Origin of the sequence: Aliamphritea hakodatensis (assembly GCF_024347195.1) — a bacterium.
Taxonomy (GTDB): domain Bacteria; phylum Pseudomonadota; class Gammaproteobacteria; order Pseudomonadales; family Balneatricaceae; genus Amphritea; species Amphritea hakodatensis.
The window spans coordinates 2,044,972-2,068,613 of sequence record NZ_AP025281.1; the positions used below are offsets into that span (position 1 = coordinate 2,044,972).

A 23,642-nucleotide genomic window follows, 5' to 3' on the forward strand; every position below is an offset into this window, starting at 1 on the left:
GAGGAGCATCAGACAGACAGGGCGTTGAGAATAAAGGCTTCTGCCTGATCTGCAGCGATTTCCTGTTTGTCGGCATCACGGCGGGCTTTGTACTCATAGGTACCTGCGCCGATACCGCGGTCTGAAATGACGATGCGGTGCGGGATACCCATCAGCTCCATATCGGCCATCTTCGCTCCCGGGCTGACTTTAGGACGGTCATCCAGGATCACTTCAACGCCGGCGGCAGTCAGGCTTTCATACAGGGCATCTGCCTGTTGCTGAACCGCTTCTGATTTTTCGTATTTCAGCGCCACAATTGCAACCGTGAACGGTGCGATCGCTTCTGGCCAGATGATGCCTTTGTCATCGTTGTTCTGTTCAATTGCCGCAGCAACTACACGGGTAACACCAATGCCGTAGCAGCCCATGTCCAGCGTCGCAGCTTTGCCGTTTTCATCCAGCACGGTGGCGTTCATGGCTTCAGCATATTTCTTGCCTAACTGGAAAATGTGGCCCACTTCAATGCCGCGCTTAATGCTGATGGTACCGTTACCGCATGGGCTTGGATCACCTTCAACAACGTTACGGATGTCTGCGACCTTAGGCAGTGGCAGATCCCGTTCCCAGTTGATACCGAAGTAGTGCTTGCCTTCAATGTTGGCACCGGCGCCGAAGTCGGCCATTTTCTCAACGGTCCGGTCAATGATGACCGGAATTGGCAGATTTACCGGGCCCAGAGAACCCGGGCCGGCACCGACCAGTTTACGGATGCTGTCTTCCTCGGCCATCACCAGCGGTGCAGCGACTTCCGGCAGTTTTTCGGCCTTGATTTCGTTCAGGTCGTGATCGCCCCGTACCATCAGGGCGACAAAATCTGCTTCGCATTCTTCAGAGGCAACGACAAACAGGGTCTTGACGGTTTTTTCAATGTCCAGACCGTGCTGTTCAACCAGCTGTGCAATGGTTTTTGCATCAGGCGTATCGACCAGGGTCATTTCCTGAGTGGCAACACCGCGTTCGCAGGCTGGGGCCAGTGCTTCTGCCTTTTCAATGTTGGCGGCGAATTCGCTGCCGGTAGAGAAGGCAATATCGTCTTCACCGGAAGAGGCCAGTACGTGGAATTCGTGAGATGAGTTACCACCGATTGAGCCGTTGTCAGCCAGTACAGGGCGGTAATCCAGGCCGATGCGGTCAAAAATTTTGCAGTAGGTACTGTGCATCAGATCATAGGTCTGCTGCAGGGATTCCAGTGAACTGTGGAATGAGTATGCATCTTTCATGATGAATTCACGGGAACGCATAATGCCGAAGCGCGGACGGACTTCATCACGGAATTTAGTCTGGATCTGGTACAGGTTCGTCGGCAGTTGCTTGTAGCTCTGAATTTCGTTGCGAACCAGATCAGTGATCACTTCTTCGTGGGTCGGGCCCACACAGAATTCACGGTCGTGACGGTCTCTTACCCGCAGCAGTTCAGGGCCGTACTGTTCCCAGCGGCCGGATTCCTGCCACAGTTCAGATGGCTGAATTGCCGGCATCAGTACTTCCTGTGCACCGGATTTATCCATTTCTTCGCGCACGATGCGTTCAACTTTGCGCAGAGTCCGCAGGCCCAGGGGTAACCAGTTATATAAACCGGCAGCAACTTTACGAACCATACCGGCACGCAGCATCAGCTGATGGCTGATGACTTCGGCGTCAGATGGGGTTTCTTTCAGTGTGGCTATCAGATATTGACTGGCGCGCATAGGATACTCTAGTGATCAACAATGAAATAAAAGCCGATATTTTAGGGGGGCGGGGCGTTCGGGACAAGTAAATAATCATTGCTCTGTCGCTATCCGCCCGGCGGCCGTATAATTCGCGCTGTCTTTTTAAACCGTTTTATTCCCCCGGGCCTGAACGGCTCAGGTATTCAGTTAAGTTTTCAGGAAAAATCATGCAGTTACAGGAAATTGATAAAGCACGTTACAGCAAGCATTTTAAAATGGTCTTTGTGGCGGTGGCAGTTGTCCTGCTGGTGATTGCGCTGGCGGTGTCGACATTACTGATTTATTTCCTGACCGACGGCGATGGCAGTCATTTCTGGCTGAACCTGGCCGGGGTAGCGGTTGCCGCACTGGTCGCCGGCAGCCTGCTGCGCCATTATCGCCAGCATCCGTTTATGTTTGAAGTGATGTATGTCTGGGACCTGAAGCAGGTACTGAATAAGATTTACCGTAAACAGAAACAGATTAAAGCGGCGATGGCTGAGGGGAATACGGATGCGATGCAGATTATGAATTTCAGTTATAAGGGCTCCAGGCAGCTGTACCTGCTGGATAATAATACCCTGACCATGGATGAGCTGAATAAGTCAGTGGCTGAGCTGGATGCGCTGGCTGAAAGTTTCTGTGTGTCACTGGATACCGTACGTTTCAGCCCGGCCATGCTGGATGCATTCTGAGCCGGGAGGTTAAGTGATTCAGGCGCGGTGGGGAAGATTCTCTGCGGCGTCGTTATCAAAGTTTTCCATAAAATCGATCAGCTGATCCAGCTGTCGTTCATTGAAAACCGGCACGCCGTTGCGCATCAGCTCATCGGCGGTTGCGCCGGAGCCGGGCACGATCGTGCCGTTAAAATGACCGTCATAAATTTCCACATTACCGCATGAAGGGCTACGCGACTTAAGTAATGCGCAGCAGCAACCCTGTTGGCGGGCCAGCTTCACGGAATGCTCAGCACCGGCAAGGAATTCCGGCGTTACGTCTTCGCCGTCGTCCGTCACGATGTGCAGTGGGAATTTGTTGAGAATTTCCGCAGGTGCCCGGGGAGTCGGTAAGCCGCCGGCGATTTCAGGGCAGACCGGTACCATCCGGCCTTCTTCCTGCCAGCGATGAATAACCGGGTGGTCCAGCAGGTTATCCCGTCCGTCGTATCTGACTTTATTGCCCAGCAGGCAGGCGCTGATAAGGATCTTATTGTGTTGTGCTTGCATCGTAGTTGTACCGTTTTCTGAATGCCTGAGAACGGCAAATCTTGATTGTAATCAGGCGGTGTAAAAGTCCGTTTACTACAGCGCGGCTATTCTAGGTGAATTCAGCGGAGAGTGACAGGTGAAGATTATCGCTGGCTTAGGTTTTAGCGTTCTTTTATGCAACTGATTACATATTTTTCGGCTATCCGCTGAGTGTTCCGATAAAGGGCTGACTGGCAGAGCATTAGACTAAGTGTGTATGCGCAGAGTTTCAGTGAGGCTTTACCTTTGTTGTTTTATTAGGGTATATAATTAGGGGTATACCCTTATTTCGGTGATTGTTTTGAATGTAACCGTCTGATCACCGGTAACAGACAGGAATGCGTGATGGATTTAAGTCTTACTGAAGAACAGCTCATGATTCAGGAAACCGCCCGGCGCTTTGCCGACGCTGAACTGGCGCCCCACGCCGCTGAACTGGATCTGACAAAAGATTACAGCAGACTGGCTGCTAACTGTCGCAAGCTCGCAGAGCTGGGGTTTATGGGACTCAATATTCAGAGTGAATACGGCGGCAGTGAAGCGGGAACCGTTGCGTTCAGTCTGGCCATTACTGAAGTTGCCCGCTGTTGCGCTGCGACTGCCGTTACCATGTCGGTAACCAATATGGTCGCTGAGGTTATTCAGGCGATGGGGACCGCCGCACAGAAGCAGCAGTACTTGCCCGGCCTGTGCAGTGGTGGTTTTACCGCCGGCAGTTTTTGCCTGACAGAATCCGGGGCCGGTTCCGATCCGGCCAGCATGCGCAGCCGGGCGGAAACCGTTGCGGGCGGCTGGCGTCTCAGCGGCACCAAACAGTGGATTACCAGTGCTGAACTGGCCGGGGTTTTTGTGGTGTGGGCAGTGACTGATCCCGAAGCACCCAAAGGGAAGGGCATCAGCTGTTTTCTGATACCTGCAGATGCTGATGGCATCAGTATTGCCCCGGCGGAAAAGAAAATGGGCCAGCACGGCTCGCCCACCAATGAAGTGCATTTTGATAATTGTTTTGTGCCTGCAGATGCTTTGCTGGGCAAGCTCAATGACGGTTTTCGCATTGCCGTGGGCGAGCTGGCTGGCGGGCGTATCGGCATTGGTTCGCTGGCACTGGGCATTGGTCTGGCGGCAATGGAATATGCGTCTGCTTATTTGCTGGAGCGGCAGCAGTTTGGCAAGCCGCTGGCGGATTTTCAGGGGTTGCAGTGGATGCTGGCGGACTGCATGACAGAGCTGGAAGCGGCAAGGTTGCTGTTAATGAGTGCCGCCTGGCAGAAGGATAGCGGCCAGGCATTTTCTAAGCAGGCGTCGATGGCCAAACTATTCAGCAGTGAGAAGGCCAATCATGCCTGTTATACCGCATTACAGATGCTGGGTGGTTATGGCTATATGCAGGAGTATCCGCTGGAGCGGCTCAGCCGTGACGTGCGGATCACCACTATCTACGAAGGGACCAGTGAGGTTCAGCGCATCATCATCGCCAGAGATTTGCTGAAGGAGGCTGCTTCACAGCAGGTCTGATGTCTTTTGACGTGCCTTTCTGACAGGTACATGCGTCCACCGATTTTTTATCCGATATGTCGTGAGCACAGGGATGTAACCCGGAATGTGCCCGCAGAAATAATAAATATAAGAGGCAATTTACATGGAAAACTATGGGGCATTTTACGGTGATTTCAGTGCGGACAAAGTTGAAACGCAACTGATCGGTAATTTAAAAGACGGTTTTAATGTCTGCAGTGAAATATGTGATCGCTGGGCAGATGAAGACCGGATTGCGCTGTATTACGAAGGCGTTAACCGGCCTGCCTCGCAGCACAGCTTTGCAGAATTACAGGCGAGGGCGGCGCAGTTTGCCAATTTTCTTGCCGCACAGGGCATTGGCCGTGGCGACCGGGTGGCCTGTATGTTACCCCGCACGCCGGAGTTGCTGGTGGTTGTGCTGGGTGTTTTGCGGGCGGGGGCGGTTTATCAGCCATTGTTTACTGCTTTTGGCAGTGGTGCGATTGAATACCGTCTGACCCGGGCAGAAACCAGGCTGGTGGTGACTGACGGGGAAAACCGGCATAAATTTGATACCGTGAATGCCTGCCCCCCGGTATTGCTGGTTAACCGTGACGGAGCTGCTACCGAATATCAGCAGGATATGGATTTTAAGCAGCAGCTGGAGCAGCAAAGTGATGCGTTTACGCCGGTTGTGATCGGCGCGGATGAGCCGTTTTTACAGATGTTTACCTCCGGCACTGTCGGTAAGGCGAAAGGGGTGGCGGTCCCGGCCAGAGCATTACTGTCGTTTCATGTGTATATGCGTTACGCCATTGGTTTGCGCGCTGATGATAAATACTGGAATGTGGCTGATCCGGGCTGGGCGTATGGTTTGTATTATGCGGTTGTCGGGCCATTGCTGCTGGGCAATGCGACACACTTTAATGAGCATGGTTTTACCCCGGAAACCACCTACGCAATGCTGCGTAAATATGCGATTACCAATCTGGCCGCAGCCCCGACCGCATACCGGATGCTGATGGCTCATGATGATGTGCTGGATGGCGAACAGCCATTTAATCTGCGGGTGGCCAGCAGTGCCGGTGAACCGCTCAATCCGGAGGTGATCGGCTGGGTTGGCCGACGGCTGGGGTGTCCGGTCATGGATCATTACGGACAGACTGAAACCGGCATGACAGCCTGCAACCACCACGAGCTGGAGCAGAGGGTGGTGCGCATTGGCTCGATGGGCTTTTCGATGCCCGGTCACCGGGTGGTGGCGCTGAATCCGAATTTGCAGGAAATCGGTGAAGGGGAGGTGGGAGAACTGGCCATCGATATGGAAAAGTCACCACTGTTCTTTTTCCCCGGCTATACCTGGGGGGAAAAGAACCCGTTCCGGGGCAAGTATTATCTCACCGGAGATGTAGTGGTCAGCCATGGGGATGACAGCTATTCCTTTAATGGCCGGGATGATGACATTATTACCACTGCCGGTTACCGGGTGGGCCCGGCGGATGTTGAAAGCACGTTGCTGGAACATGAAGCGGTGGCTGAAAGTGGGGTTGTCGGTAAGCCTGACTCGGAACGCGGCGCCATCCTGAAGGCCTATGTGGTGATAAAGGCCGGTTTTGAGCCGGATGAAAATCTGATCGCGCAACTGAAAACCCTGGTGCGTGAGCGGTTATCGACCCATGCATTCCCCCGGGAAATCGAGTTTGTCGCGGATTTGCCGAAAACTCCAAGTGGCAAAATTCAGCGGTTTATTTTGCGTAACCGGGCCAAAGAAGAGGCGGATGCCCTGACGGTTTAAGTCAGGTGTGTCCTGTTAAAGTGTGCTTGTATGAGCATATCTGTCTGAAAAAGACTGTATAAGGAGTCGTCTGTGCAGCCAGTAATGTCGATTGCAGATTTAAACGGTTTTCTGACCGAGCATTTTCCCCAGGGCGAGCGCTTCGGTGTGCTGACCGGGCTGGGGGATGGCTGGGCGGAAATGACCCTGCAGGTGGGCGATGAACACCTGCGCCCGGGTGGCACGGTGTCCGGTCCGGTAATGATGGCGCTGGCGGATGTGGCCATGTACGCCGCTTTGCTTGGCCAGATCGGCATGGTGGCGCTGGCGGTAACCACCAATCTGAATATTAATTTTATGCAGAAACCCCTGCCGGACTGTGATCTGGTGGCCCGTTGCCAGATCATGAAACTGGGTAAACGGCTGGCCGTGGGGGAAGTCTGGATTCGTTCCGCCGGTTCTGAGGATGTGGTGGCCCACAGTACCCTGACCTATTCGATACCGGAGCGTACATGAGTGAGTATCTGAGCGCAGAACGGCGGCAGCATTATTATGCAGCTGCGCTGAGCTGGCAGGAAGGGTATCTGATCCCGGAAACGGGGGGGCAGATTCATTATATTCACGGTCGCCACGGCGGTGATCATCACCCGGATAAGCCGGTGCTGGTGCTATTGCATGAAGCACTGGGGCACCTGGATATGTGGAAAGACTTTCCTTCCCGGCTGGCGCTGGCCACCGGGCTGGACGTGTTTGCGTATGAGCGTCAGGGCTATGGGAGGTCAGGCGTGCCGGATGATGTTCGTCCTGATGATTACCTGCAGCGTGAAGCCCTGCAAAGGCTCGGGCCGGTGCTGGATGCGGCCGGGCTGAAGTCGGTGATACTGGTAGGGCACAGTGATGGAGGTTCGATTGCCTTTATGGGGGCTGCAGAGTTGCCGGGCAGGGTGCAGGCTATCGTCACGATGGCTGCCCATGTACGGGTGGACCCGCTGACCCGGCGCGGGGTTTTAGCGGCCCGCAGGCTGTATCAGGAAACCGATTTGCCGGAACGTCTGGCCCGTTATCACGGGGAATATACTGACCAGCTTTTCTGGCTGTGGAATGACACCTGGCTGCGGGACTCTTTTCAGGGGCTGGATCTGAGTGGCTGGCTGAGCCGGGTTGAATGCCCCGCGCTGATTATGCAGGGGGTTGAAGATCAGTACGGCGAGCCGGCCCAGGTTGACGAGATCTGTCACGGCATTAACCGCAGAGGCAGCGGTGACGGCGCGGTTCAGGCTGAAGCACTGATGCTGGAAGACTGCCGTCATATCCCCCATCTGGAAGCCACTGATGCCTGTGTGGCAGTGATCAGTGGCTTTTTAACGCGCCGGATCAGTTCAGGCCGAGTTGCTCGGCCTGCTTAACCAGTTCCGGCAGACTGCCGGCACGCATCTTACTCATTACCCGGGAACGGTGAACTTCCACGGTTTTTGGGCTGATGCCTAATTCTTCAGCAATTTCACGGTTAGCCCGTCCGTCGACCACCAGTGTCATGACCTGTTTTTCACGGCGGCTCAGGCTGTCGTGCAGGTCCTGAATCTGCTGCTGCTGTTGCTGGTTTTCGAACAGGGCAGTGCTGTGGGCCAGTGCATTTTCCACCAGTGGGAGCAGTACTTCGTCGTCGAAGGGTTTTTCCAGAAAATCCAGCGCGCCGTTTTTCATTGCGGTAACAGCCATCGGAATATCACCATGGCCACTCAGCACCACGATTGGCAGGTGGATATCCCGTTCCTTCATGATTTGCTGCAGGGCCAGGCCGTTGATTTCCGGCATACGGACATCCAGCAGCATACAGCCGGCTTCGCCTTTGTAGTTGCTCAGAAAATCCCGGGCCGAAGCGAAGCTGCTGACGTTCAGGTCAGCACTCTCCAGCAGCCATTGCATGGAATCACGGAAGTCATCATCGTCGTCCACTATGAATACGTTGCCAGGGTGTTTCTGCATGGTGCTTGCCTTCAGGTTTTTGCCGGTAATTTAATGTAAAACCGGGTGCCGGTTTTACCATCACTCTCTGCCCAGAGCTGCCCGCCGTGGGTTTCTATTATGGTTCTCGATATCGATAACCCCATCCCAAGCCCGGTGGCTTTAGAGGTGAAAAAGGGTTCAAAAAGCTTACCCAGCATGTCTTTGGAAATGCCTTTTGCTTCATCTGATACCGAAATATAAATGCATTCATTTTGCTTTCGGGTGGCGATAATAACGGGTCGGTGATTTTTTTGACAGCCGTTATACGCTTCGATGGCGTTACGGAACAGGTTCAGCAGTACCTGTTCGATCTGTATTTTATCGGCAAGAATCTGCAGATTGTCGTTTTCCAGCTGGAATTCAAATACCGTGCCGTGGTCAATGGCTTCCTGTTTGAGGAATTCGGCAATCTCATGACAGCTGTCATTGAGGGAAAACGTCATGCGCTGATATTCGGTCTTTTTCACAAAACTGCGCATACGTTTAACGATTTCAGCCGCCCGTTTGGCCTGCCGGGTAATCAGTTCCATGGATTTTCCCACTTCACCGATACTCTTGAAGCGGCCTTCTTCGATCCGGCGCATCGAACCACGGCAGTAGTTGAGAATGGCCGCCAGTGGCTGATTGATCTCATGGGCGAGGCCGGAGGCCATTTCTCCCACTGACAGCAGCCGGGAGATATGGGCCATTTCCAGCTGATGCCGTTTCATTTCTTCTTCCGCCTTGCGGCGCAGGGTGATGTCGCGGCCGATAATGGAGTAATACTCAACAGACATATCATCGTTCAGGTTGCGGTGCGCGATGATTTCCCGTACTTCGGCGTTGCGGGGCCGGTTGTTGGGCAGCTTGAGGGGAATGCTGCCGTACCAGGTGCCGTGTTCCGCCGCATGGCAAAGGGCGTCGTGCAGCAGACTGCTGTAAACCTGAGGCTCGAACAGCTGTTCCAGATAGAACACCACCGGGTTTTCTTTTTCAGTGCCAAAGGTGATGTAACTGGCCTCATTCATGTAGGTCAGTTGCCGGGTGTTGTGGTTGCAGAACATGATCATGTCCGAAGAGGCTTCCACCACTCTTGCCAGCCGTCGGGTAGCCTGCTGGGCCAGGGTCTGTTCGGTGACATCCCGTGAGACACAGATAATTTCGATGGGCTTACCGTCTTCGTCCCGCAGGGTCCGGCTGGTGGTTTCCAGCCAGATATAGTGGCCCTGTTTATGTTTGTAGCGGTAAACGTTGGTGTACATTCCCCGGCGGTAGCGCACAGAGGCAGACCGTTTGATCAGGTTATCAGCATCTTCCGGGTGAAACAGGTCGTAGCCCCGGGTGCCAATCATTTCTTCAACGGTGTATCCGAGCATCCGCTCAACCGCCGGGCTGACATCCAGAAAGGTCCAGTCCTGGCTGGGGGAGTGACGGGAGATCATGTCGGTGGACTGCTCCACCAGAAAACGGAAGCGTTCGGCTTCGTCAATGTCATCCAGATGTCGGAGTTTACTGTCGGTCATATGTACGGTGTCCGGTAATTGATGCCCTGATCCTAGGATAAACCCTGATAAAAAATCAATTCTTAATGTGGTCTGGCCGGGTATGACTTTAGGATAGTATCACGTATAGGTAATTACCCTTAATATCGGGCGATGTTCTGTTATCGGACTTTGTTGTCAGATTTTGTTGTCGAATATAAGTCCCGTGCGTTTTGAGAAGGAGATCCCTATGCCGACCCCCAGCAGCCCTTACAGTTTTGGTCTGGAAAAAAATGTTGCCAATTTTGCCGCGCTCAGTCCGCTTGGCTTTATTGAGCGGGCGGCCAGCGTGTTTCCCGACTATCCGGCGGTGGTGCATCAGCAAACCCGACGCAGCTGGTCGGAAACCTATCGCCGTTGCCGGCAACTGGCCGGCGCGTTGCATGGCCGGGGCATCGGCAAAGGGGATACGGTGGCGGTAATGGCGCCGAATATTCCGGCAATGTTTGAGGTGCATTTCGGGGTGCCAATGGCCGGCGCGGTGCTGAATGCCCTGAATATTCGTCTGGATGCTGAGGCGCTGGCGTTTATTCTGCAGCATGCTGAAGCTAAGGTGGTCATCGTTGACCGGGAATTCTCCGGCGTGATCGAGCGGGCTTTGAATATGCTGGAGCACCGGCCGCTGGTGATTGATATTGATGATCCGTATTTCGAAGGCGGGCACCTGATCGGCGAGTGTGATTATGAAGCTTTGCTGGCAGAAGGCAGTGACGGTTATGTCTGGCAAATGCCTGATGATGAATGGGATGCAATCAGCCTGAATTATACCTCCGGTACCACCGGTAATCCGAAGGGGGTGGTGTATCACCATCGCGGTGCGTATTTGAATGCGATGAGCAATATTGTTTCCTGGAATATGGGCCAGCACCCTGTGTATCTGTGGACCCTGCCGATGTTCCACTGTAACGGCTGGTGTTTCCCCTGGTCGGTGGCGGCTGCGGCAGGTGTGAATCTGTGCCTGAGGCATGTCCGGGATGATGCAATCTATACGGCCATCCGGGAAGAGAAAGTCAGCCATTTCTGCGGTGCACCGATTGTGCTTAACATGCTGAATAATGCATCTGCTGAGCTGAAAGCCGGGATTGACCATGCGGTGAATGTGATGACTGCCGGGGCTGCGCCGCCGGCGGCGGTGATTCAGAATATGGAAGCAATGGGGTTTACCGTGACACACGTATACGGTCTGACCGAAACCTACGGGCCTTCTGTGGTGTGTGAATGGCATGATGCCTGGAATGACAGGGGTCAGGATGAAATTGCCCGGCTTAAGGCCCGGCAGGGCGTGAGGGCCCCCATGCTGGACGGCCTGATGGTGGCTAACCCGGATACCCTTGAACCGGTTCCCCGGGATGGCCAGACCATGGGGGAAATCTTTATGCGCGGTAACCTGGTGATGAAAGGGTATCTGAAGAACCCGTCAACCACTGAGGCCAGCTTTGTCGGGGGCTGGTTTCATTCCGGTGATCTGGCGGTCTGGCATCCGGATGGCTATATCGAAATTAAGGACCGTTCCAAGGATATTATTATTTCCGGTGGTGAGAATATTTCCAGCATTGAGGTGGAGGATGTACTTTACCGGCATCCTCAGGTTATGGAAGCCGCGGTTGTCGCCAAAGATGATGAAAAGTGGGGGGAAGTGCCCTGTGCGTTCGTGACCCTGAAAGAAGCTGCCGATATTAGCGAGGCGGATATTATTGCATTCTGCCGGGATAATATGGCGCATTTTAAAGTGCCGAAGTGTGTGATTTTCGGATCGTTGCCGAAGACCTCAACCGGCAAAATTCAGAAGTTTGTGCTGCGGGAAAGGGTCAGTCTTTAGTCGGGTGTTTTGTGTGTCTGAGGAATCTTCCGGGCAGAAATGTGGTCAGAGTATTGCCAGGTGAACCACATTAATTACCCAGATATAAAGGATTATCATGAAGAAGTTTCCTCAGATTGCCGCAATTGCCGGCAGTATTTTATTTGCGACGGCTACGCTGAGTGCTCATGCCGGAGATGGCCTGATCCGGCTGAAGAGTGCGTCGTCTGTCGCTGAGACCGCTGATAAGCTTGAAACGGTTCTGAAAGCAAAAGGGATGACGGTGTTTACCCGTATCAACCACACTAAAGGGGCGGAAAGCGTTGGCCTGTCACTGCGTCCGACCGAGGTAGTGGTATTCGGTAACCCGAAAATCGGTACCTTGCTGATGAACTGCAGCCCGCAGGTCGCCATTGATTTACCTCAAAAAGCACTGATCCAGGAAGATGATCAGGGGCAGGTCTGGCTGAGCTATAACGATCCGCAATACCTGGCTGAACGGCATGATATTCAGGGGTGTGAGATGCCGCTGAAGAAGGTTGCCGGGGCCCTGAATGCCTTTGCTCAGAAAGCAACCCAGTAGATTTTCGCGGTGGTTTAACTGTTAAAAAAGGCGCCCTTTGGCGCCTTTTTTGGTGGAGAATGTAAAGTTACAGAGCCTTAATCTGTTCGCGGATCGCTTCAGCAGATTTTTTGCGAAGATTCAGGTTGGTAATTTCATGGCTGCTTAGCCCGGGATTTTTCAGTGCTATATCGATCTGTTGCATGGCCCGGTCTACCTGACCAACGGCCAGAAAATATTCGATCCGTGCCAGATGTAAACCTTTGGTGTCGCCAGCCAGGCCATAGAGTTCGGCCAGCTCATACCAGAGCCGGCTGTTCTGTGGCTGGGATTCGGTCAGGTTTTCGTAAAAGCTGACCGCCTTGGAGTAGTCCCCTGCATTCATCAGCGCCCGGCCATAAAACAGGCGGACCGGATAGCTGTCGGGGTAGAGCTGGTACAGGCTGTCCAGTTTTGCCAGTGCGCCGGGATAATCTTTTTTAGCCAGCAGCAGTTCCACATAGCCGATGTTGACGGCCAACTGGTTTTTGAAGCTGGCTGGCAGTTTATCGTAGGCCTGCATCGCTTTATCGAACTGCAGGTGGCGGGTTGCTGCCAGCATGATGCCGTACTGGCTCAGAGGGTCCTGGCTCTGGGCTTCGTATTCTTTAATCAGATCGGCGGGCTGTTTGCTGTAGCTGACTTTGATACGGGTCTGGATCAGACCGAATTCCGGGGTGTAAGCCCGGTGGCCGTTGGAAGCCAGTTGCTTGGCGCGGTTTTTGGCATCGGCAATCCGGGATTCAGTGACCGGGTGAGTCAGTAAGAATTCCGGTGGCCGCTGGCCAAGAAAGCGGCTGGAACGCTGCAACTGGCCAAACATCTGGTGCATGGCATTAGGATCGTAGCCGGAGGCAACCAGATTGAGCATGCCGATCCGGTCAGCTTCCTGCTCGTTACGGCGGCTGAAGTTCAGGCTGAGCTGTTGGCCGGCAGCGATGCTGGTGGACAGACCGGCAACGCCGGCCTGACCGCCGGATGCTGCCCCGGCAACAATGCTGGCCAGTACACCGGCGAGGATCAGCGGCTGATTAATCCGCTGCTGTTCCAGTTGCTGGGCATAATGCCGTTGTGACAGGTGTGCCAGTTCGTGTGCCACGACGGATGCCAGTTGCTGTTCGTTTTCTGCCGCCAGCACCAGCCCGGCATTAATGCCGACAATCCCACCGGGAACCGCAAATGCGTTAAGGGTCGGGTTATCAAGTACGATCAGTTGCAGCCTGCGGTCGGCTAACTGGCTGGTGGCTGCCAGATTCCACAGGGTGTCTGACAGGTAGTTGTAGACCACCGGATCATGATATTCACGGGTGCTGCCCCGCAGTAGCCGGGCCCAGGTGCGGCCCAGCTGGTATTCCTGTTGCAGTGAAATCACAGAAGAGGTTGTATCGCCAATCGTCGGCAGTTGATTACTGGCCGGGGCACTCAACGGCAACAGGCAGAATGCTGCACTGCCGGCGGCGATCAGGCCGCGCTGAAAAATCTTTTTCATCATCACAACTTTTTGTATCGCAACGTTTGTTGTCACAGCTTTCGTCGTCACAGCTTAGAACCCTTATCGCAGCTTTCATGATATCTGTCAGGCAGTGTATAGCAGCACGCAGAAAATAACTTTGGTGTCATAGGTTATTGAGCCTTTTTATTATATATTGCTCAACTTGTTATTAGCATTATGGTTTTAACCGCCACAGTGGTTTTGTAATCCGGGTGTTGGCGCGTGTTATTCTGAGAGTATGTATGATGTCTGAGTTGGTTGATCAACACCTTGATGCCCGTGGCCTGAATTGTCCGCTACCTTTACTTAAAGCCAAGCAGGCTTTACATGCTTTATCACCGGGTCAGGTGCTGCGGGTAGTCGCAACAGATGCCGGCTCGGTTCGGGATTTTAAAGCCTATACAGATCAGTCCGACCATGAATTGCTGGAAGCGTTCACCGAGGATGATGAATATATTTACGTGATTCGCCGCGGTTAACGGCTGAGGAGCTCCCGGGTTTGAAGAAGATTTTTTCTAAATGGATTGAAAGTTACTTCTCAAATGAAGAAGTAATGTTGTTGCTGGTGCTTCTGGTAGCGTCTTTTGGTGTCATCATTTATCTGGGGCAGGCACTGGCACCGGTGTTTACCAGTATCATACTGGCGTTTCTGATGCAGGGGGTTATCGTCTGGCTGAAGGAAAAGAACGTCCCGCATATTGTATCGGTGGTGTCGGTGTTTCTGGTATTTGTCGGGGTGCTGTTATCCGTCATTCTGTTTATTCTGCCGCTGGCGTGGAAACAGTCGGTGAACCTGTTTAACGAACTTCCCAGGATGGTCACTGAGGCCCAGCATGTGTTGCTGTTGTTGCCGCAGCAGTATCCGGAGATTTTCTCTGAGCACCAGATTACCCAGATCATTGATATTGCCACCACCGAGCTGAGTAAGGCCGGTCAGTGGGTGGTGACCTTCTCGCTTAACTCGATTACCGGTCTAATTGCGTTGCTGATTTATCTGGTTCTGGTGCCGATACTGGTGTTTTTCTTCCTGAAAGATGGCGGTGGCCTGGCCCGCTGGTGGGTGTCTTTCCTGCCGGAAAAGAAAGAAATGCTGACCAATGTGTGGCATGAAATGGATGATCAGATTGCTAACTATGTCCGCGGCAAGGTTATCGAAATAGTCATTGTTGGTTCGGTTACCTATATCGCATTTGTATTCCTGGGCATTAACTATGCAGCACTGCTGGCCATTATGGTGGGGCTGTCAGTACTGATTCCGTATATCGGTGCAGCTCTGGTGACTCTGCCGGTGGCGCTGATCGGCTTTGTACAGTGGGGCTGGACGAATGAGTTCTGGTACCTGATGATCGCCTACGGCATTATTCAGGCGCTGGACGGCAACGTGCTGGTGCCTTTGCTGTTCTCTGAAGCAGTAAATTTACACCCGGTATCCATCATTGTGGCGGTGCTGATTTTCGGTACGGTATGGGGCTTCTGGGGCGTGTTCTTTGCAATTCCGCTGGCCACCCTGATTAAAGCAATTCTGAATGCCTGGCCGAAGAGTCATGCCCTCGGGTCGGGGGCGACAGAGTAGACCGGGCTCAGAGATTAAGAACCGCATCAGGTGCAGCCTGATGCGGTTTTTTTATGCCTGATGACATGTTCAGGCCGGGGCCTGTACCTCTTTGTGGGTACGGATCATCAGGGCGATGCAGATAAGCAACATGGCGGTAATCTCCGGCTGGCCCAGCGGCTGTTGCATAAACCAGGTACCGGTCAGCATCGCGATAATCAGTTCGCTGGCACCGATAATGGCGACCTGCTCCGGGGCGGTACGCTTCACCCCGGCCAGAAACATAAACTGGGGGATGGTGGCGGCAATGATCGCAATCCCCAGCAGACCGTACAATCCACTGACGCTGTGCGGCAGTAACTGCTCAGGCGGTGACAGCAGCATCATCGGGACGAGAATGACCAGGTGACCGGCGGAGCTCCAGGCGATGCGGCCAGTGGCGGGGATGTGCTGTGCCGGCTTTGCCAGATACTGAATGTGGGCAGCGAAAATCAGTGGGGCGATCGCGCAACTGAGCATTGCGCTGACGGGCACTCCGCGCAGGGTTTCCGGGGTGGCGACCAGTGATACTGCAATCAGGATCAGCATAGCGGCCAGTGAGGCATTCCGGCAGGGGCGGCGCTTACGCCAGCCCCAGCCGATAATCACGCAAAACACCGGATAGGTGTAGTAAATCAGAATGGCCAGGCTGACAGGAATTGTCTGCAGGGCATCAAAATAGCAGTAAGCACCGATGCCATTGAGCATGCCCAGCCCGAGCATCCGCCCGGCTTCCGGCCACAGGGCCCGGGCAAGGGGTAAAAATCCAGCGCAGATCAGGCCGGGGATCGCGAAACGATAGAAGGTTGTGGCCAGTGTATCGAAGCCTTCCTGAGCCAGAAACTGTACGAACAGCGGGTTGAGCCCGAAGCCGCAGGCAGAGGCGAAGATCATCATTGGCCCCGCTAGCTGAGAGACGTTGCTTTGCTGCGGTCTGCCGTTCAGTGCAGAGGTTAGTTGCGGTGCTGAGCTTTGCATGATGACGTCAGGATCCTTTTGCTGCATGCGTACGATGGATTGGATGCCTGCATCCTAGTAATAAAATGATGAAATAAATATTGAATTATTCGGCTAATCAATTAGTTTTATGCATGTGTTAGTGGGTTTTAAGGAGGCCGGTTATGATGCGGCTGGATATGCGTCACTGGGAGATGTTTCATCAGGTCTGCCAGTGCGGAACATTACGGCAGGCTGCTCAGGTAATGGGCATCAGTCAGTCGGCACTCAGCCATCGACTGGCTGAAGCGGAACGGCGCTTGGGAGGCGCGGTTTTTGAACGTCAGGGACGGGTGCTGAAACTGACCCCCGCCGGTGAGGTGCTGATACAGCAGATGCAGCAGGTTTTGCCGGTATTGCAGCGGGCAGAACAGGACTTTATACAGCGCCAGCAGAACGATGGTGTGACGTTGCGGATCGGGGTTGCCGCTTATAACTGTTATCACTGGCTGGCGGATTTCATGGCTGTGTTAAGGCGACAGGCACCGGGGATTGAAATAGAACTGATTGCTGCCGCTACCCACCGGCCACTGCAGAGTCTGCTGGAGAGTGAGGTGGATATGGTGCTGGCACCCGGTCATATGACCACGCCGGGGGTTGAAGCGATTGCCCTGTTTGAAGATTGTCTGGAGCTGATTGTGCCGGTTAATCATCCGCTGGCTGTGAGAGACAGTATCCATCCGCAGGATTTGCAGACCGAAAACTATCTGACCTACAGCCGGACTACTCAGCCGGGTTTTGAGTATGAACGCTTTATCCGTCCAGCGGGGGTGGTGCCCGGCCGGCTCAGTGTGGTGGAAGTGACGGATGCCATTGTTGAGCTGATAGCTGCCGGTTTCGGGGTCAGTATTCTGTCCCGCTGGGCGGTATCTGAAGCACTGAGCCGGGGCAGGGTGGTGGCGGTTACGCCGGGGAAAGGATTATCTTTACAGTGGTCTGCGCTGGTCAGGCGTAACGAGAAGTCTTCTTCTGAGGTGCGGCAACTGGCCGGCATGCTGCAAACCTGGTTTCAGGCAAACAACACACCGGCGTAGCGGGCGGAGTTGCTTACAGGGCTTTAACGGCTTCCAGCACTTCGTCGGCGTGGCCGGCCACCTTCAGTTTGCGCCATTCGTTACGCAATACACCTTCTGCATCGATCAGAAAGGTGCTGCGCTCAATGCCAAGATGCTCTTTACCGTACATCTTTTTGAGTTTGATGACGTCAAACAGCTTGCACAGTTCTTCTTCTTTGTCGCTGATCAGCTCAAACGGGAAGGCCTGTTTTGCTTTGAAGTTTTCATGGGCACGCATGCCGTCGCGGGACACGCCAAAGATTTCAGTATTGGCTGCCTGAAACTGCGGATACAGGTCGCGGAAGTTCTGACCTTCTGTGGTGCAGCCAGGGGTGCTGTCTTTCGGGTAGAAATAAATGACTACGTTTTTGCCTTTCAGCTCGCTCAGGGTGACAGTGGTTTCGCTGGTCGCGGCAGCGGTAAAATGGGTAACGGCTTCGCCGATAACTGGCAGGCTCATAGTTAGCTCCTTTAAAAAGACAGGTGTTTATATCTGGCGCTCTCCGGAGGATTCCGCCGACCGCAAAAAAACAGGCGTACATTCAAACAAAGTATGGATACGAAGAAAATAGCCGGATGGATTTTTCTCGGATAAAACAGCCTGTCAGCCGGGTCCGTACTGTGCATGATCGCAGATGCTTAAAATGCCTTCCCTTACAGGCTGATTTTCATGTAAAAAATGCTGAACTATTAAGGCTTTAAATACACAAAGGTTAGTCTGTTATGACTTTTTGTTATTTTACCGGCCTGAAGCGTTGAGTGATCTTCGCAGGCCAAGTAGTATTAGGCACTTTCATTTACATCTGTAGCTGTCGTTGTGGTTGGTGACTGTGCCAGCAACCGAAGAATGCCGGGTTAAGGCATCTGTAATCGCAATGATTTTCGGTTGAAAAATCCGGTAATCATATCTGCAGGGGTAAAGGGCGTCTCGAACGATGTATGTGGTTGCCTTTAATTTTAGAACGGAATTAAACATGCGAAATTTTGTGTTGTTGCCACTAGCGGCAGCTGTACTGACTTTGACTGGATGTGGCACATCTAATCCTATCTACGGTGAGAACGGTCTGATCAAAGACCGCAGCCAGGACTATGAAAAGTCGCAAACCAGTCAGCGGCTGGAAATTCCGCCAAGCCTGCGTGACGATACGATTCAGATGAGTGACCGTCTTGAAGTGCCGACTGTGGGTGAGACGTCTGTTGCCCGTAAACAGGAGTTTACCGTACCGCGTCCTGAGTTCTTCTACGCTGAAGCCGGTGGTGAAAACGTTGCCATGAAGCGCGACGGTCTGGATAAAGTGTTAATTGTTGATGAGCCGATTGCTGATGTCTGGACCCGGGTACAGAGCTACTGGGCCAGCCGTGGTATCAAACTCAGCGAATCTTCCCCCCGTGAAGGTGTAATGGAAACCGAGTGGGTGGATACCGCCGGTAAAGATTACGGTTTCTTCGACAGCGTGGTGAATACTGTCACCTTCCGCGATGTGGAAGGTGACGTGAGTGATAAGGTCCGTGTCAGCCTGCGTCCGGTGGAAGATGATTACCAGCGTACCGAGATAGTTATGGATCACAGCCGTGTGCCGCAGGAAGCACGTCCGGCGACCGTTGACTGGGAAAAGAGCACGGATAACGCCTACAAAGCGAATCAGATGTTTGAGATGCTGCGCTTCCTGAGCCGTCCGGCGCACAAGCCGACCACACAGCGTGAGCTGGCAGTTGAGGCGCAGCGCGTTAAACGTCCGCAACTGGGACGTGATGCCAACGGTTTCCCTGCACTGAAGATTTCCGGCACCATTGATCAGGCATGGGGTGAAGTCAACCGGGCACTGGACAGTGCCGGTCTGGATATCGGTACCCGTGATCAGCAGTTGGGTGTGATTTACATGACCTATGCGACCACTACGCCGTTTGATGAAGGTCCGACACTGGGCTTCTTTGAGTGGCTGCACTCCGACCGTGAAGAAATTAAGCTGGATACCACCGGGTTATCTGAAGTGCTGGGGCTGGGTGACAGCGATCAGGACGCCAATATTAAGTATTCATCTGTTGCTGAAGGCTTCCAGCCGGGCAGCCGTAAAGGTGAAGAAAAGCCGTGGACCGATCCGACGGATCTTTCCAAGCGTAAAGGCTATAAAATCTGGTTAGGTAACCGGGTTATCTACGTGTTTGGCGATAATGAAGGTGTCATTAACGAAAATACCGGTGACTATGAACACATCGGACGTTATCAGCTGCAGCTGCGCCGGACCAATGATGGTGCCTTCCTGGTGGTTAAGACAGATAAAGATGTATCTGCTCCGAAAACCATCGCTGAGGAAATCCTCTGGGAAGTTAAGGACAACCTGAATCAGGCCGGTTAATAGCCGCTGGATTTATGCATAGCAAAAAGGGCCTGAGGAAGGCCCTTTTTTTGTATCTGTCATAAGGAGAACGTTCTGATGAATGTTGTGTTTCTGGATCTGGCGACTCTGGATTTTGATGATTTAAATCTGGCCCCGCTGCAGCAGGGTGGCTGGCATTTCAGCAGTTATGCATCCACCGGGCCGGAGCAGGTCGCCGGACGGATCTGTAATGCGGATGTGGTTATCGTCAATAAGGTGGTGCTCAGTGAGGCGTTGCTGGCCGGGGCGAAGAAGCTGCGGCTGGTCTGTATTGCGGCAACCGGGACCAATAATGTGGACCTGACCGCCGCACGGCAGCTTGGAATAACTGTAACTAATTGTCAGGCTTACGGTACCCGTTCGGTGACCCAGCATGTGATGGCGATGATGCTGGCGCTGCATACTAATCTGATTGCATATGACCGGGCGGTGAAACAAGGTGACTGGGGCCGTTCAGAACAGTTTTGTCTGCTGGATTATCCGGTGTCAGAACTGGCGGGTAAAACGCTGGGGCTGGTGGGCTATGGTGAGCTGGGGCAGGAAGTTGCCCGGCTGGCTGAAGCCTTTGGGATGCAGGTGATTGTGGCCCGGCGCGCCGGGCAGGAAAAGCCCGGACGGTTACCGCTGGCTGAGGTTTTGATGAACGCGGATGTGCTCAGCCTGCACTGCCCGCTCACGGAAGATACCCGGGACCTGATAGATGCTGCTGCACTGGCTACAATGAAACCGGGCAGTTTTTTAATCAATACCGCCCGTGGCGGCATCGTTAATGAAGCTGCGCTGGCGGATGCGCTGCGCTCAGGGCATCTTGCCGGTGCGGCGACGGATGTGCTCAGTGTGGAGCCACCAAAAGAAGGCAATGTGTTACTCGCCGATGATATTCCTAATCTGATCATTACGCCCCACAGTGCCTGGGGCAGCGTGCAGGCAAGGCAGCGGATTGCAGATCAGGTTGCCGAGAACATTGCGGCTCATGTATCGGGAGCGCTGTTGCGGGTGGTGAACTGAATTTTCAGGAGCGCCTCTATGGCCAGATTAAGAGTGTTCTATGATGGCAGTTGTCCCCGGTGCCGGCGGGACCGGGCAGATTATGAGCGTCTTGATCCTGATCCTGCCGGCGTGGAGTGGTTTGATATCACCGGCCAGGATGCTTATCTGATGGCTCTGGGGATAGACCCCTATCTGGCCCTGACTGAGCTTCATCTTCAGGCGGAAGATGGTCGGGTGCTCAGGGAGCTGGATGCCTATATATTACTGCTGCAAAGGATTCCCCGGTACCGCGGGCTCAGTTGGCTGATAGGCCTGCCGGGGATTAAGCAGGTGCTGTCCTGTTTGTATCGCTGGTCGGTAAAACGCCGGTTACGGCGGGAAGGGCGGCTGGATTAGCCGCTGTTCTCACGCACGAAGCTTTGCCAGTCTGTCAGTGCGTCGATGAAGTCTTCCAGCCCGCAGTGGCTGTCTGCTTCTTCATCGTAGAAGTCGAAATCGTTCTCCAGACCTGCGTCGGCCAGGCCGTAATCTTCACTGAGGCTCTGGTGGCAAATCCGGGCGCTGCCGTCTTCCAGTATTAACTGATACTCATCCGAGGCATGTTCCCAGCTCATGCTGGCACCGGCCAGTACTGACTCTGCCTGACGGATAATCCGACTCAGCTCAGCGTCGTGTTGCGGCTGATGAAGGGCTGCATTCAGCCAGTGGCCAAAGGCTTCGTGAGGCATCGCAAAGCTTGCCTGGCAGCCGAGAATGTAATCCTGATTAAACTGATAATCCACGTGTGTTCCGTTATGGCGGTTAGCGTCAGAAGTCGGCGGGTGCGGTAAAGGTCAGTGATTCACCGCTGGCCGGGTGGCTGAAGGTCAGCTGTTCAGCGTGCAGGAGCAGGCGGGGGGCCATCGCCTGCTGAGCTTCGCTGGCATAGAAGCGGTCGCCGACAATCGGATGGCCAAGTGCCAGCATATGGACTCGCAGCTGGTGTGAACGACCGGTCACCGGATAGAGGTTAACCTGACATTTATCATCCATCCGCTGGGTTATTTCCCAGCGGGTCTGAGCAGGTTTACCCTGTTCATGGTCGACCATCTGCAGAGGCCGGTTATCCCAGTCGCAGCGCAAAGGCAGATCCACCAGTCCCTGGTCTTCAGCCGGCGAGCCGGCAATGACTGCCCGGTAGTATTTGTCGGTTTCCCGATTCTGAAACTGCATGCTCAGGTGGCGGTGGCTTTCGGCGCTGAGGGCGATCACCATCACACCGGAGGTGGCGTAGTCCAGGCGGTGTACGATACGGGCAGTTGGGAAATCTGTCTGGGCACGCCGCCACAGACAGTCCTGTTTATCTTCACCTTTACCCGGCACAGAGAGCAGATCGGCAGGTTTATTCACGACGATCAGCTGATCGTCGCTGTAGAGGACCTGTTCTGCTGCAAGGGAGGGGTAAATCATTACCGGCGTCTCCACAGGCCCTGTTTCACCGGCTTGCTGCTGCTTTTACGTTTTTTCTGGGAGTCTTCCCGCAGATGGCTGTGCTTACCCAGCAGTTTTTCCTGCTGTTCCGGTTTAAAGTCCGGGTCACGCTCAAACAGTGCGACGGATTCAATATGGTGGGTCTGGGGAAACATATCCGCCAGCATAAAGCGGCTCAGCTTGTAACCGTACCGTTGTAACTGACCGCCATCGCGGGCCAGCGCACCCGGGTTGCAGGCAATGTAGAGAATCTTTTCAGCTTTCAGCTTACAAACCTGCTCAATAATGTTTTCCGCACCGGCCCGTGGCGGGTCCAGCAGAATTTTATCGTAGCTGTCTTTGTACCATTGGGTATGAATAATGGTGTCGGCCAGGTTGGCACGGAAAAAACGGCAGTTCTCAATGTCATTGGCAGCGGCGTTAGCGGTTGCCTGTTCTACCATGGCGTCGCTGCCTTCCACGCCGGTTACCTGCGCCGCCTTGCGGGCCAGCGGCAACGAGAAGTTACCCAGCCCGCAGAACAGGTCGAGGACCTTGTCGTCAGGCTGAATATCCAGCAGGGTCAGGGCCTGATCAACCATCTGGCGGTTAATCTCGCCGTTAACCTGAATAAAGTCGCCGCTGTGAAAAGTCAGGTTCACGTCGCTGACCTGATAACTGGAACTGTGTCGTTCACTTTTCTCGTACTGCAGTGTCAGGCCGTAGGCATCACAAACCGAAGTAAAAATGGTCAGTTCTTCTTCGTTCAGCGGTTTAACATGGCGAACACTGAACAGTCCGCCGGTATCCCCGAGGCTGATATCCAGGTGCGTCAGGTGTTTAACGGTCGGCAATACCTCAAGTGCATCACGCAGGCTGGCGCAGATGCTATCCAGCCGCGGGTCCAGAACCGGGCAGTTATCGATCTGGGTCAGCAGGTTGGATGCCCGGCGACGGAAACCGATAATCACTTCACCGTCGGCTCGCTGGTTAATGCCGATACGGGCACTGCGGCGGTAGTTCTGTGCAGGCCCCTGTAATGCCGGCAAGGTTTGTTCAGGCGTCAGATTACCGATGCGCGACAGCTGCTCCAGTACCTGGGTCTGCTTGTGGCTGACCTGAGCCTGCTGGCTGAGGTGTTGCAGGTCGCAGCCGCCGCAGGTGTGGTAATGCTCGCAAAAAGGCGCCACTCTGTCTGAGCTGGCGCTGATCACTTCCACACAGTCAGCTTCATTGAACTTGGATTTAGCGTTGTGCAGCTTTGCAATCACGGTTTCGCCGGGCAGTGCATTACTGACAAAGGTGGCTTTGCCGCTGAGGCGTCCGACGCCGCGACCGTCATGGCTGAGTGAGTCGATAACCAGCTCAGCCGGTTCACTGGAAACGGGCTTGTGTGGCTGGCTTGATTTAGAACGGTGACGTTGGTTGGCTCGGCGCATGACGGGGCTCTGGTCAGGAAAAGTTTGGCTAGGCCCGTGGTGGTTGCTTAGAAGCAATCTGATCGTTAACCGGTG

23 protein-coding genes are annotated in these 23,642 nt (G+C 54.0%); 13 read left to right on the forward strand and 10 right to left on the reverse strand.

The genetic code is table 11. The features are described 5' to 3' along the window. Nucleotides 1-8 precede the first annotated feature (8 nt). Nucleotides 9-1,730, reverse strand: a complete 1,722-nt coding sequence (locus PCI15_RS09345; RefSeq protein WP_271274060.1) for a proline--tRNA ligase — start codon at nt 1,728-1,730, stop codon at nt 9-11. 191 nt (nt 1,731-1,921) lie between these two features. Here PCI15_RS09345 and PCI15_RS09350 point away from each other — a divergent pair, with 191 nt between their 5' ends. Beyond that, the gene (locus PCI15_RS09350) at nt 1,922-2,428 is read left to right on the forward strand and encodes a DUF3087 family protein (protein WP_271274061.1); all 507 of its coding nucleotides are present in this window, start codon (nt 1,922-1,924) and stop codon (nt 2,426-2,428) included. A gap of 18 nt (nt 2,429-2,446) precedes the next feature. On the opposite strand, the gene PCI15_RS09355 is transcribed toward PCI15_RS09350, so the two are convergent. Next, nucleotides 2,447-2,959 carry a 2-thiouracil desulfurase family protein gene (locus tag PCI15_RS09355; protein WP_271274062.1) on the reverse strand — a complete coding sequence of 171 codons (513 nt, stop codon included), beginning with the start codon at nt 2,957-2,959 and terminating at the stop codon, nt 2,447-2,449. Between the two features lie 366 nt (nt 2,960-3,325). On the opposite strand from PCI15_RS09355, the gene PCI15_RS09360 reads away from it, so the two are divergent. The 4 genes from PCI15_RS09360 to PCI15_RS09375 all read left to right on the forward strand — a co-directional run bounded on the left by PCI15_RS09360 (nt 3,326) and on the right by PCI15_RS09375 (nt 7,657). Next, nucleotides 3,326-4,495 carry an acyl-CoA dehydrogenase family protein gene (locus tag PCI15_RS09360; RefSeq protein WP_271274063.1) on the forward strand — a complete coding sequence of 390 codons (1,170 nt, stop codon included), beginning with the start codon at nt 3,326-3,328 and terminating at the stop codon, nt 4,493-4,495. A 124-nt stretch (nt 4,496-4,619) separates the two neighbouring features. Beyond that, nucleotides 4,620-6,272, forward strand: coding sequence for an AMP-binding protein (locus tag PCI15_RS09365; RefSeq protein ID WP_271274064.1), 1,653 nt, complete (start codon nt 4,620-4,622; stop codon nt 6,270-6,272). Between the two features lie 72 nt (nt 6,273-6,344). Continuing rightward, on the forward strand, nt 6,345-6,767 hold the full coding sequence (locus tag PCI15_RS09370) for a PaaI family thioesterase (RefSeq protein ID WP_446680451.1): 423 nt from the start codon (nt 6,345-6,347) through the stop codon (nt 6,765-6,767). Beyond that, a complete protein-coding gene (locus PCI15_RS09375) occupies nt 6,764-7,657 on the forward strand; it encodes an alpha/beta fold hydrolase (protein WP_271274065.1) in 894 nt (297 codons plus the stop codon). The genes PCI15_RS09370 and PCI15_RS09375 overlap by 4 nt, the downstream gene beginning before the upstream one ends. Here the strand turns inward: PCI15_RS09375 and PCI15_RS09380 are convergent. Further along, the gene (locus PCI15_RS09380; protein ID WP_271274066.1) at nt 7,626-8,237 is read right to left on the reverse strand and encodes a response regulator transcription factor; all 612 of its coding nucleotides are present in this window, start codon (nt 8,235-8,237) and stop codon (nt 7,626-7,628) included. The two genes, PCI15_RS09375 and PCI15_RS09380, sit on opposite strands and share 32 nt — an antisense overlap. Before the next feature lie 11 nt (nt 8,238-8,248). Continuing rightward, entirely contained in the window at nt 8,249-9,760 is a 1,512-nt protein-coding gene (locus PCI15_RS09385) for a PAS domain-containing sensor histidine kinase (RefSeq protein WP_271274067.1), read from the reverse strand. Between the two features lie 208 nt (nt 9,761-9,968). Between PCI15_RS09385 and PCI15_RS09390 the strand changes: the two genes are divergently transcribed. Both PCI15_RS09390 and PCI15_RS09395 read left to right on the forward strand, forming a co-directional pair. Then, complete coding sequence (locus PCI15_RS09390; protein ID WP_271274068.1) at nt 9,969-11,597, forward strand: acyl-CoA synthetase; 1,629 nt, start codon at nt 9,969-9,971, stop codon at nt 11,595-11,597. Nucleotides 11,598-11,694: 97 nt separating this feature from the next. Further along, nucleotides 11,695-12,159, forward strand: a complete 465-nt coding sequence (locus PCI15_RS09395) for a DUF302 domain-containing protein (protein ID WP_271274069.1) — start codon at nt 11,695-11,697, stop codon at nt 12,157-12,159. A 67-nt stretch (nt 12,160-12,226) separates the two neighbouring features. Here the strand turns inward: PCI15_RS09395 and PCI15_RS09400 are convergent, their stop codons facing one another. After that, nucleotides 12,227-13,717 carry a M48 family metalloprotease gene (locus PCI15_RS09400; RefSeq protein WP_271274070.1) on the reverse strand — a complete coding sequence of 497 codons (1,491 nt, stop codon included), beginning with the start codon at nt 13,715-13,717 and terminating at the stop codon, nt 12,227-12,229. A 194-nt stretch (nt 13,718-13,911) separates the two neighbouring features. On the opposite strand from PCI15_RS09400, the gene PCI15_RS09405 reads away from it, so the two are divergent. Further along, nucleotides 13,912-14,148 carry a sulfurtransferase TusA family protein gene (locus tag PCI15_RS09405; protein ID WP_271274071.1) on the forward strand — a complete coding sequence of 79 codons (237 nt, stop codon included), beginning with the start codon at nt 13,912-13,914 and terminating at the stop codon, nt 14,146-14,148. A gap of 20 nt (nt 14,149-14,168) precedes the next feature. Then, entirely contained in the window at nt 14,169-15,242 is a 1,074-nt protein-coding gene (locus PCI15_RS09410; RefSeq protein ID WP_271274072.1) for an AI-2E family transporter, read from the forward strand. Nucleotides 15,243-15,311: 69 nt separating this feature from the next. Here PCI15_RS09410 and PCI15_RS09415 read toward each other — a convergent pair whose 3' ends face one another. Further along, entirely contained in the window at nt 15,312-16,238 is a 927-nt protein-coding gene (locus PCI15_RS09415) for a DMT family transporter (RefSeq protein WP_271274073.1), read from the reverse strand. Nucleotides 16,239-16,381: 143 nt separating this feature from the next. Between PCI15_RS09415 and PCI15_RS09420 the strand changes: the two genes are divergently transcribed. Then, nucleotides 16,382-17,290, forward strand: a complete 909-nt coding sequence (locus tag PCI15_RS09420) for a LysR family transcriptional regulator (RefSeq protein ID WP_271274074.1) — start codon at nt 16,382-16,384, stop codon at nt 17,288-17,290. 13 nt (nt 17,291-17,303) lie between these two features. On the opposite strand, the gene PCI15_RS09425 is transcribed toward PCI15_RS09420, so the two are convergent. Next, nucleotides 17,304-17,771, reverse strand: coding sequence for a peroxiredoxin (locus PCI15_RS09425; protein ID WP_271274075.1), 468 nt, complete (start codon nt 17,769-17,771; stop codon nt 17,304-17,306). Nucleotides 17,772-18,285: 514 nt separating this feature from the next. Here PCI15_RS09425 and bamC point away from each other — a divergent pair. The 3 genes from bamC (at nt 18,286) to PCI15_RS09440 (ending at nt 21,075) form a co-directional block, all read left to right on the forward strand. Beyond that, complete coding sequence (gene bamC, locus PCI15_RS09430; RefSeq protein WP_271274076.1) at nt 18,286-19,668, forward strand: NlpB/DapX family lipoprotein; 1,383 nt, start codon at nt 18,286-18,288, stop codon at nt 19,666-19,668. Between the two features lie 78 nt (nt 19,669-19,746). Beyond that, the gene (locus PCI15_RS09435; protein WP_271274077.1) at nt 19,747-20,697 is read left to right on the forward strand and encodes a 2-hydroxyacid dehydrogenase; all 951 of its coding nucleotides are present in this window, start codon (nt 19,747-19,749) and stop codon (nt 20,695-20,697) included. A gap of 18 nt (nt 20,698-20,715) precedes the next feature. Further along, a complete protein-coding gene (locus PCI15_RS09440) occupies nt 20,716-21,075 on the forward strand; it encodes a thiol-disulfide oxidoreductase DCC family protein (RefSeq protein ID WP_271274078.1) in 360 nt (119 codons plus the stop codon). Here PCI15_RS09440 and PCI15_RS09445 read toward each other — a convergent pair. The 3 genes from PCI15_RS09445 to rlmD are packed head-to-tail and all read right to left on the reverse strand — an operon-like array spanning nt 21,072 to nt 23,567. Then, nucleotides 21,072-21,461 carry a YacL family protein gene (locus tag PCI15_RS09445; RefSeq protein WP_271274079.1) on the reverse strand — a complete coding sequence of 130 codons (390 nt, stop codon included), beginning with the start codon at nt 21,459-21,461 and terminating at the stop codon, nt 21,072-21,074. The genes PCI15_RS09440 and PCI15_RS09445 overlap by 4 nt on opposite strands. 25 nt (nt 21,462-21,486) lie before the next feature. Continuing rightward, entirely contained in the window at nt 21,487-22,128 is a 642-nt protein-coding gene (locus PCI15_RS09450; RefSeq protein ID WP_271274080.1) for an RluA family pseudouridine synthase, read from the reverse strand. Beyond that, nucleotides 22,128-23,567, reverse strand: coding sequence for a 23S rRNA (uracil(1939)-C(5))-methyltransferase RlmD (rlmD, locus tag PCI15_RS09455; RefSeq protein ID WP_271274081.1), 1,440 nt, complete (start codon nt 23,565-23,567; stop codon nt 22,128-22,130). Before rlmD ends, PCI15_RS09450 begins: the two co-directional genes overlap by 1 nt. Between the last annotated feature and the right edge of the window lie 75 nt (nt 23,568-23,642).